Origin of the sequence: Rhodococcus sp. NPDC060090 (assembly GCF_042729855.1) — a bacterium.
Taxonomy (GTDB): Bacteria; Actinomycetota; Actinomycetes; order Mycobacteriales; family Mycobacteriaceae; genus Rhodococcus.
In genome coordinates, this window is sequence record NZ_JBHWXB010000001.1 from 449,241 (window position 1) to 464,105 (window position 14,865).

A 14,865-nucleotide genomic window follows, 5' to 3' on the forward strand; every position below is an offset into this window, starting at 1 on the left:
TCTCAACGGCGTATATCGCTGTTGAGAACACCAAAGTTCAGGACGGGCGCAGCCCTTCTACGGCTTGCGGGTCTCCGGGTCCATCGGCTCGATGCCCTCTTCGATCGCCTTGATCAGCAGGGCGGTGAAGCGGGTGTAGAAGCGCGCCATCCGGATGAAGCCCGTCCCGAACCAGAGCCCGGGCTGCGCCGATCGGCGCCAGGTGTTCGCGTACTCACCGTCGGCGGCACGACCGTACGCCTTGTCGATCTTCGCCGCTGCGGAGCCGAGGACCGGCTTCAGATGGCCCCAGAACTGGTGGTAGCCGGTCGCGAAGACGATCAGCTCGACGTCGCGCATCTCCGACCCGTCGGTGAACACCACCGTCGTGCCGTCCTTGATCTCCGCGACCTCGACGCCCTGCTTCAGTTGGACCCGACCGTCGGCGATCAGCTGCGATGCGCCGATGTCGATCTGGTAGCTGTCTTTGCCCGACATGTGCGCACCGATGATCCCGGTGCCGTCGGGACCCCAGTTGAGCTTGAACCCCTGGGATTCGAGTGCGTCGAGCAGTTCCTTGTCGGCCGCCTTCGCGAGCTGCACCAGTTCCTTGTTGAACTCGTCGACGCGTTCGTTGGGCAGGGCGTAGGTCATCTGGTCGGCGAAGTCCGGCGTCAGCGTCATGTCTTCGGTGAACAGCGTCGACCAGTACCGGTGATAACTCTGGTAGGTGACGACGTAGGTCGACGTGCGCTGCACCATCGTGACATCGGCGTCGTGTTCCCAGAGGTCGTGCGCCAGTTCGTGACCGCTGACCCCCGACCCGATGACGAGCGTCTTCTTGCCTGCGTAGCGGGTGCCGTCCTGGAACTCGTCGGAATGCACTGCGACACCACGGTATTCCTGGAGACCTTTGATTTCGGGGATACGCGGCGAGCCGAACATGCCGCCCGCCACGATGAAGTGACGCGGATGCAGGTCGTGGATCGAGCCGTCGCCTCTCTGCACGCGGACGGTCCACCGCTCGATGTCCTCGTCGTAGTGGCCGCTGAGGAACGTCGTGCTCGTCCACACGTTGAGATCGAGTGTGGTGGCGTATGTTTCGAGCCAGTTCGCGAACTTGTCCTTCGGAGTGTGCGCCGGCCACGTCGCGGGAAGCGGGAGATAGGGAAGATGGTCGCCGTAGACGGTGCTGTGCAGCGCAAGCGATGCGTAGCGTTTGCGCCACGTGTCGCCGATGCGTGCCTCGCGGTCGATCACCAGAGTGTCGACGTCGAGGGCACCCAACCTCGCGGCAAGGGCCAGGCCGTTGTGTCCGGCGCCGAGTACGAGGACGGTGGGGTCACGGTCTTCGAACGACGTCTCCTTGTGCCGATCGTCGGCCCAGCGCGTGCGCCCCGGCACGACGCCGTAGACCTTGCCCTCGGGGCGACGGTGGCGGGTGCCCTCGGGGAAGGCTTCGAGCGCTTCGACCTGGGTCTGCAGCGTGAACGCGACGAAGCGCGACCCGTCGCGTACGAGTCGCGCGAATCCGCGGTCGACGCGGTCGTTGGTGGTGAAGTCGAAGAACCCCATGATGTCGTCGCCGGAGACGAAGGGCTCCTGTTCGGAACTCACGGAGAACCCGGACGCGCTCCATTCTTTGGCGAGCTCGATCAGCCGCGCGGCCGTCTGCTCGCCGCCGACGGCGTGGTGGAAGTCCCACGGGAACGCCATGAAGTCGCGCCAGGTGGCGTCGGGATGCAGACATGCCTCCAGTTCGACCTCTGAGCCTTTGTCGAGCGCGGCGGAGAATTCTGCAAGCCAGGCAGTGAAGACCCGCGCCGCATTCGGAGCGTCGATCTCAGTGCTGGAGTCGACCTCATGGGCTGAGTCGCGCCGAGCTTCCGTCATGGGTTGCGGCTCCTTCTCGGTCTGATGCATGATCCGAAGGCTTGTGTATTTAAAGAACACATTGGTTCTATATACACACATACTGGTCGAGCGGTCCGCTCTGCGTCAAGAGCGCGGAGCGGAACCTTGTGGGGCCCAACACCATCAGTTACCGTGCGAAGTGCATTTTCTACACATGGCTGTGCACTATTCGAGACAGGAGTTCGGGATGGCGGGCAGCGACTCGCATGAGGTGGGGGCCGGGCTGATCGCCCGAACCTTCGCATCGCCACACGCTGCCACGAGCCGGTTTCTGGTGCTGGTCCCGACCCGCGACAACTCGAACATCTGCCGTGAACTCGTCGCAGACGGACTCGTGGTCGTCGAGGTGCCCGTTCGTTCCGGCAGTGCGCTCGACGACAGCGACCGCGCCTTGCAATGGGCCCGCTCGGTGGCTACCGACCTCTTCGATGCCGATCCGAGCCGCATCGCGGTGCTCGACAGCCCGGGAACGCAACCTCTCGCTACCGAACTCGCGGAACGCGTACGGGCACGACGAGAGCCCGAACTCCTCGCCGAGACACTCCACTCCGCCGATGCCGCTCTGCACGCCCGCATCGCTGCACTTCCGGGGTTCGATGGCCCCGCAGAGCCCGCCGTCGCGGTGCACCGCCGGGTCGAGCCTGCGACACTCGACCAGCTCGATCTCCTGACCCGGTGGGACACCACGAGCATCGACACCATTCGCGCGAGCTACGCCAAGGTCACTCCACCTCCGACTCCGGTGAACGAACGAGTCGAACGGGTCGACGACGTCGTCCCCGGCACTGAAGGGCGCCCCGGCGTACCCGTCCGGTGGTACCGGCCTCGGGACGCCGCAGGCCTCCTCCCTGCCATCGTCTACTTCCACGGCGGTGCCTACATCATGGGCGGGCTCGACGAGAACGACGATCGCCTCGATCTCCTCGCCGCCGACCTCGGATGCGCCGTCGTCTCGGTCGACTATCGTCTTGCACCCGAAAATCCCTATCCTGCAGGCCTCGACGATGCCGAGACTGCATGGCAGCACATCCTCGACAACGCAGATGCACTCGGAGTGGACCCGAGCCGCCTCGTCATCGGCGGTGCGAGCGCCGGCGCCGGGCTCGCCGCAGCACTGTGCATCCGCCTCGCCCGGATGGGCCTGCCCCAGCCTGCGCTGCAACTCCTGGTCTATCCGATGCTCGACGACTGTGAGCACGGATCCCTGAAGGCACTCGAGGGTGGTGCCGGGCATTGGGGTTTGTGGCGCCTGGAGGCCGAACGTCACTCGTGGCGTGCATATCTCGGTGAACTTCACGGTGCAACACCGCCGGCAACGGCCACACCGGGGCGCGCGACACTCGACGAACTGCGCGGCACCGCAACCGCATTCATCGGAATAGGCGACGTCGACGCACTGCTCGACTCCAACCTGCACTACGCCGCGCAGCTGTCCCGTGCCGGGACTCCGGTCGAACTCCATGTCTACCCCGGTGTGATCCACGGCGGATTCGTCGCACGCCCTCGTACACGACAGACCCAGCGTTTCCTCGACGACGTCCACGCAGTACTGCGCAGGACGTTCCAGACCGGCGATTGACCTCAGCGCATCGCGGCCAACAGCGCCTCGGACATCGCATCGATCGCGCGTTCACGTTCGATGTCCCATCCCTGGATCAGCCAGAGGTGCATGAAGTAGTCGAGCATCGAATAGAGCATCGCGACACTGAGCCGCAGCTGCTCCGTGGACGCCGCCGTCTTCGTGCGTGACCATTCGACGACCAACTCCTCCATCGTGCGCATGTGCTCGGCAGCGAACTCCGGATCGGCCGCGCGCGCCTCGTGCAGCGTCTTGTAGAGGATCGGCGCCTCGAGATAGAAATCGACCATCCTCTCGAAGAATGTCCGCACGGAGGCTGCCTTGTCATGTCCCCATGTGAAGCCGTCCTGGGCTTGCCACTCGACCATCCGCGCGTCGCGGAGGTTGCGCAGGACAGTGGCCTTGCCGTCGAAGTGCAGGTAGAAGGTCGCCCGGCCGATACCGGCCCGCTGCACGATGTCGTCGACGGTGGTGGCGAAGTAGCCCCGCTCTGCGAACGCTTCCAGGGAGGCATCGAGGATGCTCTGCCGGGTCAGGTTCCGTTGACGCTCGCGCATGGACAGTCGTGGAGTAGTGCTCATGAGTCGGTGATCCTAACTAGGGCCGCTTCCGTGCAGCCTTGCTGAGCCGGAATTCGGGGGGAAAATTCTCGTCGTTCGCCTTCACCGAATCGGTCAGTCCCGCCTCCATCATCTCGGCATTCAGATGGAACTCATGCTCGTCCGGGCGGACGAGCCGCCCCATGGATTCGACCATACCGGTGAGCAGACTCCCCATGTACTCCCCCTGATGCTGCTTCATCATCCGGAAGAACATCTTCTGGATGACCACCGTGTCGGTCGGGCGGTTGCGCGCGCACGCCTTCGCGTAGGTCTGCACTTCGTCCTCGAGATCATCTCGGGGCACGACCTTGTTGAGGAAGCCGCACTCGTACATCTCGTCGGCGGTGAACGGCCGTCCGGTGAACACCATCTCCTGGAAACGCCGGATCCCCATCGTCATCGCCCACGTCCACATGCGCGGGCCCCAGCCGACGTAACGGAACGCGGCGTGCCCGAACAATGCGTCGTCGGACGCGATCACGAGGTCGGCGTCGGCAGCCTGGTAGAAGTGCCAGCCGTAGCAGTAGCCTTTGACCTCGACGATGCTGATCTTGTTGAACTCCTGCAGACTCCGGCAACCGGATCGGGCGTCGGCGAACCACGAGCCGTAGTTGCCCATGTTGCGGTAGGAGTCCTTCGGTGGATAGACGACATCGGGGTCGTCGATCCGGAACTCTTCGAGTCGCTCGGCGGAGTCTCCGTGGTCGATACCGGCCATGAAGTCCGGTAGGTCGACCCCGCTCCCGAAGTCGTCGCCCTCCGCCCGCACCACCAGCACTTTCACGTCGTCGTCGATGCTCGCCTGGTGCAGAAGATCGGCGTAGCGCAGCCGCGCTTCGACCGTGGGAGCGTTCAGCCGGTCGGGCCGGTTGAACGTGATGGTCGCGATCTTGGAAACCCGATCCTTTTCGTAGAGGATGATCTCCTCGGCCGACGGCAATTCGTTGTTCGACATTGTCCGCTCCTCGAGTTCAGTGGGTGGTTATCGAGCGGGCGCCCGGCCGATCACTCCGCTTTGTTCCAGTGCACGCAGGTCGCCGTCGGTGACGCCCAGTGCTCTCAGTTCGTCGTCGTTGTGTTGCCCGAGCAACGGCGCCGGACGCTGCGTCAGACGCTCGGGAAGTCCGGTCATGATGAACGGCAGGGTGCTCTGCCGATAGCGTCCGGCGACGGGATGTTCCATGTCCTCGAAGAACTTTCGTGCGAGCAGCTGCTCGATCTCGGCCTGACGATGCGGCTGCATCATCTTGGCGACGGGGACGCCGGCGCTCCACAACAGGTCGACGACATACTCGGAATCCCGGCCGTCGCACCAGGCCTGCATGAGCTTGTCGATCTCGTCGTGATGCTCCAGGCGCCCGGCTGCGGAGACGAAACGAGGATCCCGCAATTCCGGTATCTCGCTCAACGTGTCGACGAGCGCGCACCACTGCGTGTCGTTCTCGACGGCGAGCGCAATCCAGCTGTCGGGCCGGCCGAACTCGTCGAGTTCCTTCGTCCGGTACAGGCCTTGCGGGGCGGCGTCCGGCCCTCGATTGCCCTGCCGTGCCAGGATCGATCCGGTCGCGGTGTATTCGATGACCTGCTCGGCAGTGATGCTCAATGCCGCATCGATCATGGACGCCTCGACGAGCGCTCCTTCGCCTGTGGCCGTGCGGTGTTCGAGCGCGAGCAGCAGGCCGTACACGGCGTGCATACCGGCATTCGGGTCGCCGATACAGGAGGGTTCGAGCGGGTTCTGGTCGGGATAGCCCGTCATCCAGGTCAGCCCGGCGGCGTCTTCGATCGAGTAGGCGAATGCCGCGATGTCGCGCCAGGGGCCGTCGAGTCCGAAGCCCGGCATGCGCACCATCACGATGTCGGGTCTGATCTCCCGCACCCGCTCGTAGCTCAAGCCGGCCTGGTCGAGCACACGCGGCGTGAAGTTCTCCACGAGCACGTCGCATGTTTCGATGAGACGCTCGAGCAGTTTTCGTCCCTCGTCGGTGGTGAAGTCGAGTGTGACGCTCTTCTTGCCTGCATTTCCGCCGAGGTGGATGGGCGAACGCTCCCACCACATGTCGACATCGCCCGAGACTCCACCGACGAGACGGCCTCCGTCCGGGCGCACGACGGACTCGAGGTGGATGACATCGGCACCGAGCAGCGCGAGCAGGTGGGTCGAGGTGGGGCCGGCCCAGAAGGCCGTCATGTCCAGCACCCGCAATCCGGCGAAAGGCAATGTGCCGCTGTCATCGTCGCTGTGTTCGCGCACGGGCCCGAGCGTGGTGTCATGTTCACCGAGCGCCGGAGACGGTTGCGGTGTCGCCCAGGTGAACGACGACACCTGGAAGGGTCGGCGGGGCTGAAGGAATTTCCCGTACGGGTTCTCGACGAACACCTTGCGCGCCTCGAAGTGGTCGAGGGTGGCGATGTTGCTCGGGTCTGCGACGGGAGCGTTCGGGATCCGGAAGGCGATCGCCAGTTCTCGTACCTCGTCGACCGTGCGCTTTCCGACCCACTCTGCGATCAGGGGTGCCACCTCTGCCGGACGGGACATGATCGCGTCGTCCTCGATCCATTCGGCGTGATCCATCATGACGTAGAGATCCTGGCGCTGCTGCAGTGTCCCGCAGGCCATTCCGACGAGTCCGTCTGCAGCCTGCTGGACCCCGGGAAGCACCAACGCACGTTCGGTGCGCCACGGCCGGTCCATCACATCGTGGTAGGTGACGGGGTAGTACGTCAGGCTCAGCACGATGGCCTCGAGCATCGACAGGTCGATCAGGCACCCGCGACCCGTCAGGCGTGAGTTCATGCGTCCGGTCACCACACCGATGGCGGTGTAGGTGCCGGTCACGAACTGACCCACCCGGCCACCCACCTGCACCGGCGCGCGATCCGGCGCCCCGCGACCAAGACCCACGATCGCCCCCGCCCACGCTTGCAGTGTGAATTCGGTTGCAGCCCTGCCGCTCCACGGACCGTCGAGTCCGAACGGGCTGATCGACACGATGACCAGGTGCGGGTGGTCGACTTCCAGTCTCGTCGGATGCAGTGCCGCGATGTTCGCGAACGGGGAGTCGGCCGACCAGATCACTGCGTCGGCGCTCGCCAGCACCCGGTCGACCTGCTCCGCGGCGTCCGGGGAGCCGGGATCGATTACGAAGCTTTCCTTGCCGCCGGCCAGGAACTGGAAGAACGGGCCACTCTTACCCTGTTCGATCTCCGCACCCGAGCCGGACCAGCGACGCAACGGGTCGCCGGTTTCGGTTTCCACCTTCAGTACCGTGGCACCACCGTCGGACAGGAGCCTGGTTCCGTATCCTCCGGCAACGCCCACCGACAGGTCGACGACGACGAAGCCCCCGAGCGGAAGTCCCTCGCTCCAGCTGTCCTGGCCCTTGTTCATTGGAGATTCCTCACGCCCGTCGGATCAGCGGCACCCAGTTCGATAGACGATGTGTCTTGTCATTGGACACTGTCCCTCAGTGCAGGTGCCATCGTCAAGCACATGGTCGGACTCTGACGGAGCTCGTCAGCCTGCGGTCGCGTCGGAGGGGCTGTCGGCCACGTACTTCTCCATGTGCAGAGCGCTCAACAGCTGCGTCGACAGCAGGCTCGCGTCCTGAGCGATACCGGCAGCCGCGACAAATCGGTCGGGTCGCAGGAACAGAACGGACTCACGGTGGACGTCGAACCATCCCTTCAGCTGCCCCAGGTCGCCGACCACGGTCACGTCGTCACCGTACGAGGCCTGCCCGACCTGCGCGGCCGGAACGACAGCGACGAGGCGCGCACCGATCTTGCGCCACGCCTCCACACTGGGCTTGTCGAGCACCGCGGTGGGGTCGTTGTTCCAGCAGAGCACCGCGAACCACCTTCCGAGCGCCTCGTCGAGCAGACACCGGCCGCTCTCGGTAACGACTTCCGGCTGGATGAACATCCGGCCGACCGGAGAGTCCTTGTCGGGAAGCGGCACCACAGCCCCGGTCTCGTACCGCGGCATCGGCTTGAACCGCATCTCGAGGATGTATCGCTTCAGCGTGGGAAGTGCCGACGCCGAGCGGAGCACCCGGTCACGGAACCAGGCAAGGCGCTTGTCCCGCACCGAGATCACCCGTCCGACCATGGTCGACAGATCGATCATCGCGCGCGCATGCCCTCGCCGCTCCGCGTCGTAGGTGGCCAGCAGATCGGGTTCGGCCTGCCCGGAGCACACCGCGGCGAGCTTCCAGCCGAGGTTCACCGCGTCGCGCACGCCGCTGTTGTATCCCTGCCCTTGCCAGACGGGCATGAGATGCGCGGCATCGCCCGCGAGGAAAATACGTCCGCGACCGAACTCGTCCGCGATCCGCGAGTGATGGGTGTAGATGCGATAGGCGATGATCTCGGCGTCCTCCGGGCGCGGGATGTGCAGTCCGAGGAGGGCACGCACGAACCCGATGTCGTCGACCTCGCTGTCATGCTCGTCGTCCATGAGCATGAACTCGAAGCGCCGGATGCCGTGCGCGATCGAGATGGAGGCGTACGGCCGTACGGGGTCGGCACCGACGTAGCTGTTCGGTGTGCCCAGCGGATCGTGGGCCAGATCCACGACGAGCCAGCGCGTGGACGACGTGACACCGTCGAACGCGGTCCCGAGGATATGGCGGGTTCGACTCCGACCTCCGTCGCACCCGACCACGTAGTGCGCACGTACCTCACGAGATACGCCGCCCTCGAGGAGCTCGACGATCACACCGTCGCCGTCTTCGCGCATCGACTGCATCGGGGACGACCAACACACCTCGACACTGTCGAAGCGCCCGAGGCCTTCGAGGAGCTCGGCGTCCACGAGCGGTTGGACGAATCCGTTGCGACGCGGCCAGCCGAACTGCGCCTGACTCGGTGCCATCTCCGCGAGAAGCTCACCACTGCCGTTGACGAACCGCAGGATCTGATTCGGAATGAGGTGCTGCTCAACGTGTTCTGCCAGACCGATGCCTTGGAATGCACGCATGGACTCGTCGTCCAGACCCACACCGCGCGGGTAGTCGATGAGGACGTCGCGCTCCTCCGCGATGAGCACCCTCAGCCCTCGGGCGCCCAAGATGTTCGCCAAGGTGAGGCCGACGGGCCCCGCTCCCACGATGAGCACATCGACGGTAGCCAATTCCGAAGAGGATCGTTCCCGACCGTCGATCACAGGCACTCCCCTTGCATCAGTGTGTTGTAATTATCGAACACCAAGCTTCTATATACACACGTACTATGTCGAATGTGGGGTTACAGTGTCAACACCGGCACCGCATCTGAAGTGCATATAATGAGTTCCATGTTGTATTTCTTGCTCACGGACGGGTGCTGAATGACGACGTCGAACGGGCGTCAGCAGCCTGCACCCCAGGTCGGAAGCCGCACGCTGGCTCGCGGACTCACCGCACTGCTCGCCGTGGTGGACTCCCCCGACGGCATGACAGTCCAGCGCCTCGCCGGGGAACTCGACGTCCACCGCTCGATCGCGTACCGAATCCTGCAGACCCTGCGCGACTTCGGGTTCGTGACGCACGGGGCGGACGGCAGCTACCGCCCCGGGGCGCTCCTGGCGGCCCTCTCGACGTCGTATCTGCCTGCACTACGCGAGATCGCCACCCCCGTGATGCGACGCCTCGCCGACCAGGCCGGGTGCACCGTGCACCTGTTCGTCGTCGAAGGTGAAGAGGCCGTGTCGATCGAAGTCGTGGAGCCCGTGACCGTGCTCCAGCACATCGCCTTTCGAGCCGGGATGCGCACGCCACTCGATCGCGGCGCTGCCGGCTACGCCCTGCTGGCAGCCGGTCCGGCACTTCCGGGAGAGCCGGAAGCCGTCGTCGAAGCACGGCGACGTGGATACGCCACCAGTTCGGGCGAGGTCGAGTCCGGCGCCTACGCGGTCGCGGCCCCGATCGCGAACTCACACCCTGCGGCGTGCCTGACGCTCATGAGCCATCGCGAGAATCAGCCGGCCACGACTGCACCCGACGTCGTGCGGGCCGCAGAGGAGATCGCGCTGGCAGTGCTCGACAGCTGAACACTCATACGGTGCCGGAGAGAAAACCGATCACGGCCTTGTCGCAGATCTCCTGCTGCTCCCACTGGGGCCAGTGTCCGGCGCCGTCGATGAAGAGGAACTGTCCGTTCGGCATCTTGTCTGCCATGTCCATTCCGGCCCCGGCAGGCCCGGACGGATCGTCACTGGTCCAGATCACCAGCGCCGGAGCCGTCACCGCCGCCAGGTCGTCGTCGGTCACCATGTTGCGCCGGCGCACCTCGGGATCCTGCAGACACAGGACATGTCGCATCGACTCGGCGAACGCGGGCTGCGAATAGATCGCACGGCGGCACCCGACGAGTTCGTCGGTGACACTCGCGGCGTCTGCCATCAGCCATTCGAGACGTGCCCGGATGCGTTCCTCCGAAGGATCGTCGGCAGCAGCCTGGCTCAGGTCTCTGATCCGCGCCATCACCTCCGGGGCCGCCATGGTGCCCCCGGGCGTATTGAGCACGACGCGGTCCAGTCGATGAGGATGTGCGACAGCGAACTTGATTGCCACCCACCCACCGAGCGACTCGCCGGACAGGTGCACACGATCCAGACCGAGATCGTCCAGCAGCGCGATGAGGTGGTCGACATAGTCATCGATCTCGAGGTCGCGTTCGGTCGGGGTCGTGTAGCCCTGCCCGGGAAAGTCGTAGGCGATGACGGTGAAGTGCTCAGCGAGCGCAGGTATGTTGCGCGAGAACGCTTCCACATGCCCGCCCGTGCCGTGCATGAGCACCAGCGCGGGCCCGGTGCCCGCGCGCAGCACGCGGGTTCGCCATCCGTCGATCTCGCGGTACTCGATCGCGTGTGCCACCGAACCGAGGTCGTCCCACATCGTCATTGCGCAGCAATCTCCTTCGGTATCGCAGTCTTCGGCACTGCCGTGGTCTTCGGTACTGCAGTGGTGACGGCGAACCCGGCGAACCACTCTTTGATCGGACGGTAGTAGCGGCTGGTCATCTCGTACTCACCCTGAGTGGACAATGCCGCATAGGCAGCGATCCAGGTACGGATCTCGTGGGCGGAATGGCCGCCCTCCTCGATGAACCAGTCGGTCGCCTTCTCATCGAACGCAGCGACATCGCCCGACTCGAATGCGTCGAGCACGAATGCGTCGAACTCGGGGTTGAGGTCGTGGAAATCGGCGGAGCCCGCCGCGAACGCGCCGGCTGCGGCGACCGTGCGAGATTCCCGGACCCGACGCTGTTCCGCAGTCGGGTTGCGCCCGTGTGTAATCCGTTCCGCGACCTCCCGCGTCGCGTTCTCCATGCGGGGAACCGGCGGGTCGTGCGAGAGACCACCCGACCCGACGATCAGCACACGCTTCCCCGACTCCGCGAGCGCCCGCCCCGCGGCCTCCCCCAGCAGACGCGCTCGACTTGCCGGCCCGAGCGGCTCGGCCACGCAGTTGATGAACACCGGAACCAGCGGTGGGAGCTGCTCCACGGAACCGAACAGGAAGAGCAGCGGCTGAACGAACCCATGGTCGACCTGCATCGACTCGGACAGCGCAACATCGACGCCGGACGCGAGCGCGTGTCGCGCGAGGGCGTACGCGGCATCGCGGTCGACGGGTAGCGGACCTTTCGGCAGCCCGTAGTCGCCCACGGACGTCGCCGCCGCACCCACACAGAACGAGGGCATCAGTTCGTACAGGAATCCGTTGTAGTGGTCGGGGGCGAAGACGAGCACGAGCTCGGGATCGAATTCCTCCACGAAAGCGCGTGCACCGGCGAGCTGTGCGTGCACCTCGTCCGCGATGTCTGCTGCCGGGTCGTGCAGGCCGATAAGCGGCGAGTGCGACGAAGCGCAGAGAGCAAGCGGCATGGTCACTCCGTTCGTCAGCCGAGCGAGCCGCATGTGTGCGTTATATACACACAACATCTCGGTATCTACACGCGAGACAGTAACACTCGCCCTCTGGAGGTTCAACGAGTTGCGTGCCCCATCCCAGCGAAAGGAACATCGACGCGTCTGCGAACCGAGACTTGCGCCAACGGCTTTCGCATTATCGACGCTCGGGATGCAAAATCTTCTGCACGCGGGCCAGCACATCGAGTTGCGCACCGTTGTAGAGCTCTTCGAACGCCTGTCTCAGAACAGTGTCGGTTCCGTCGACGCCGTGCCGCGAGTGCGCCACTGGGCTCTCCAACCCAGGATGGTCACGTCGGATCTTGTCGATCTGAGGGGCGTACCGCTCAGCGAGGTCCTGACGTGCCTGCCCGTCGGCGTCGGCGTGCAGCCGGTCGAATTCGTCGCTCTCGGCAGTTCGCTCGACACTGAGCAGCATCTCACTCAATGCTGCCATTGTGGACTCGTCGTAGACACGGGAGTAGATCAGGATCAGGGCCCTGTCTGCCTCGGAGAGCCCTGCATCGCCGGAATCGAAACCTCGGGGCAGATCGATCGAACCGCCGCGATGCCGAACCCTGGCCAACTCTGCCCGCATCCGCTGCAACCGGCTGATCGCCACTGCCAATTCGTCGTCCAGCTCCCCGAGAACCCGGTCGGTACCGGAGTCCTCACCGCCGTCGACGAAATCGACGATCTGATTGAGCGACAGTCCGAGACCCGACAGTCTTTGGACGCGTAAGAGCTGGACCAGGTGCGTCGCGCCGTACTGCTTGTAGCCGTTCGACGCGCGCTCAGGTTCATCGAGCAGGCCCCTGGCGTGGTAGTACCGCACGGTTTTCACTGTGGTACCTGCGAGTTCGGCGAGCCGACGCGTACTCCACACCACAATCCCACTCCGCTCTCGAAGGTCCTCGATCACTTCACCAGTGTGCGGGCGGACCTTCATGAGGCGCCGCGACGCCCACCGAGGTGTTCGGCGAAGTGCTGTTCGACCGCGCGGTAGAGCCGGAGCTGGTTCTCGGGGTTCGCGAAACCGTGGCCTTCGTCGTCGGCAAGGAGGTATTCGACCGGGACGCCTCGATCCTGCAGGGATCGGACGATGTTGTCGGATTCCGCCTGCACGACTCGGGCGTCGTTCGCGCCCTGGGCAACCAACAGAGGGGTGCGGATCCGGTCGACCATGGTGATCGGCGACCGGATGGCCATATCGGCCGCCTCGGCGGGGACATCAGGATTGCCCACATAGCGGTACCAATTGTTGGTGAAATGGGCGCGCGCGAACGGAGGCATCGAACGCAGGAAATTCGCCAGGTCGGAGATACCCACGTAGTCGACCGCGGCAGCGAAATGGTCGGGTGTGACCGTGACACCGACGAGTGCCGCGTAGCCGCCGTAGGAGCCGCCGAAGATGCCGATTCGGTTCTGGTCGGCATACCCCTGGGCGACAGCCCAGTCCGTGGCATCGATGAGGTCGTCGTGCATCGCCAGCGCGAATTCGCCGATAGCGGCCGTGACGTGTCGTCGGCCGTAGCCCGTCGATCCTCGAAAGTTTGCCTGCAGCACCGCATAACCACGGTTCGCCAACAGCTGCGCTTCCGGGCTGTATCCCCAGGTGTCGTGGGCCCAGGGACCGCCGTGGACCAGGAGAACCAGCGGCAGGTTCCGCGGCTCGACCCCGACCGGGAGCGTGAGGAAGGCATGCAGAGGCAGCCCATCCCGAGCCGGGAAGCTCACCGCCTTCATCGGGGCCAGCGACTGCGGGTCCAGGTGCGGATACGGCCGGAACAACTGCCGGCTCTCGCCGGTGGCGTGATCGTAGAACCAGGCCACCGCCGGGTCGCGGTCGTGGACGAACGTGGCGATCCACCGTTGCTCCGACTCGTCCGACGACAACGTGCCCAGCACGCCGTCGGACAACTTTTCCAGCTCCGCGTGGACTTCGGCGAAGTGCGGATCCACCACCTCGATTCGAGGTCTGTCCCCGACGAACCGAGCAGCGATCACCTCACCGGTGCGGCGGCTCGTGAAGACAGTGGGTGGTAGCACGCCGGGGGCGTGTACGCCCACAGTGCACAGATCGTGCCCCTCCACGGCGCAGACGACGGTTTCCCCGCCGGTGTCTCGGTCGATGCGTATCAGCCGCAGATCGTCCGAGTCCTGGTAACTGCCGACCAGGAGGCCTTTCCCGTCTGGCGTGACGATCTGCGGGTAGACGCCGAGCGGATGCTCGGCGCCACCCAGACGATGCAGGAGGCGCCGGTCGCCGGTGGCAGGGTCCACCGCGGAGATCTCGAGAGTGCCGTCCTCGGCCTCGAGGGTCTCGAAGGCTGGGCCTCCGTTGCGGTCGAGCAGCACGCTGATAGTCGGTTCTGTTTGTTCCATGTGCACGACCGTCTCGCCGGCCGCGACATCGAGCCGAAACGCGTCGATGAACATCGGGCGCTGGTTCATCCACACCAGCACGCTGCCGGGCGACGAGGGTAGCGGCTCCACACTGAACACTCGTGATCCAGGTGGCAGCGGAGTCAGATCGACGGCAGGCACGTCCGGGGCATCCAGGTCCACCCGATAGAGATGCCAGTCCTCGTTACCGTCGGTGTCCTGCAGGTAGAGCAGCCAGCGGGAATCGCCGGTCCAGTGGAAGGTCGAGATTCCACGTCGAGTGTCGTGAGTGACGCACACCGCGTCGTCATGGTCGTCGTGAATGCCGCGTACCCATACGTTCCGCCGCCCGTACTTCGGCGCCAGATATGCCAGTCGGTTCCCGTCCGGAGAGATCGATGCACCGGTGAACTGCGGGTCGGCGAAGAAGTCCTCGACCTCGATCAATCCGGGAAGGGAACCGTGCGTCACCATGGTCATTCCGACTCCGATCAGTAGCAGAATCGTGAGCG

The 14,865-nt window shown here is 64.9% G+C and carries 11 protein-coding genes; 2 read left to right on the top strand and 9 right to left on the bottom strand.

The window, feature by feature from the left end:
- Positions 1-57: 57 nt before the first annotated feature.
- Positions 58-1,872, bottom strand: a complete 1,815-nt coding sequence (locus ACFWCF_RS01935; protein WP_378556475.1) for an NAD(P)-binding domain-containing protein — start codon at positions 1,870-1,872, stop codon at positions 58-60.
- Positions 1,873-2,080: 208 nt separating this feature from the next.
- Here ACFWCF_RS01935 and ACFWCF_RS01940 point away from each other — a divergent pair, with 208 nt between their 5' ends.
- Complete coding sequence (locus tag ACFWCF_RS01940; RefSeq protein ID WP_378556478.1) at positions 2,081-3,472, top strand: alpha/beta hydrolase; 1,392 nt, start codon at positions 2,081-2,083, stop codon at positions 3,470-3,472.
- A gap of 2 nt (positions 3,473-3,474) precedes the next feature.
- Here ACFWCF_RS01940 and ACFWCF_RS01945 read toward each other — a convergent pair whose 3' ends face one another.
- The 4 genes from ACFWCF_RS01945 to ACFWCF_RS01960 form a co-directional block, all read right to left on the bottom strand.
- The gene (locus ACFWCF_RS01945; protein ID WP_378556481.1) at positions 3,475-4,053 is read right to left on the bottom strand and encodes a TetR/AcrR family transcriptional regulator; all 579 of its coding nucleotides are present in this window, start codon (positions 4,051-4,053) and stop codon (positions 3,475-3,477) included.
- A 16-nt stretch (positions 4,054-4,069) separates the two neighbouring features.
- A complete protein-coding gene (locus ACFWCF_RS01950) occupies positions 4,070-5,029 on the bottom strand; it encodes an enoyl-CoA hydratase/isomerase family protein (RefSeq protein WP_378556484.1) in 960 nt (319 codons plus the stop codon).
- 27 nt (positions 5,030-5,056) lie between these two features.
- Complete coding sequence (locus ACFWCF_RS01955; RefSeq protein ID WP_378556487.1) at positions 5,057-7,465, bottom strand: CoA transferase; 2,409 nt, start codon at positions 7,463-7,465, stop codon at positions 5,057-5,059.
- A 126-nt stretch (positions 7,466-7,591) separates the two neighbouring features.
- Positions 7,592-9,241, bottom strand: a complete 1,650-nt coding sequence (locus ACFWCF_RS01960) for a bifunctional 3-(3-hydroxy-phenyl)propionate/3-hydroxycinnamic acid hydroxylase (protein ID WP_378556490.1) — start codon at positions 9,239-9,241, stop codon at positions 7,592-7,594.
- Between the two features lie 162 nt (positions 9,242-9,403).
- Here ACFWCF_RS01960 and ACFWCF_RS01965 point away from each other — a divergent pair, with 162 nt between their 5' ends.
- Positions 9,404-10,105, top strand: a complete 702-nt coding sequence (locus ACFWCF_RS01965) for an IclR family transcriptional regulator (protein ID WP_378556493.1) — start codon at positions 9,404-9,406, stop codon at positions 10,103-10,105.
- A 4-nt stretch (positions 10,106-10,109) separates the two neighbouring features.
- Here the strand turns inward: ACFWCF_RS01965 and ACFWCF_RS01970 are convergent, their stop codons facing one another.
- The 4 genes from ACFWCF_RS01970 to ACFWCF_RS01985 form a co-directional block, all read right to left on the bottom strand.
- Positions 10,110-10,958: an alpha/beta fold hydrolase gene (locus ACFWCF_RS01970; RefSeq protein WP_378556496.1), complete on the bottom strand. Its 849-nt coding sequence runs from the start codon at positions 10,956-10,958 to the stop codon at positions 10,110-10,112.
- Positions 10,955-11,944: a 3-carboxyethylcatechol 2,3-dioxygenase gene (locus tag ACFWCF_RS01975; RefSeq protein WP_378556499.1), complete on the bottom strand. Its 990-nt coding sequence runs from the start codon at positions 11,942-11,944 to the stop codon at positions 10,955-10,957. Before ACFWCF_RS01975 ends, ACFWCF_RS01970 begins: the two co-directional genes overlap by 4 nt.
- Positions 11,945-12,125: 181 nt before the next feature.
- On the bottom strand, positions 12,126-12,857 hold the full coding sequence (locus tag ACFWCF_RS01980) for a MerR family transcriptional regulator (protein WP_378556502.1): 732 nt from the start codon (positions 12,855-12,857) through the stop codon (positions 12,126-12,128).
- Positions 12,858-12,913: 56 nt separating this feature from the next.
- Positions 12,914-14,833, bottom strand: a complete 1,920-nt coding sequence (locus ACFWCF_RS01985; protein ID WP_378556505.1) for a S9 family peptidase — start codon at positions 14,831-14,833, stop codon at positions 12,914-12,916.
- Positions 14,834-14,865: the final 32 nt, after the last annotated feature.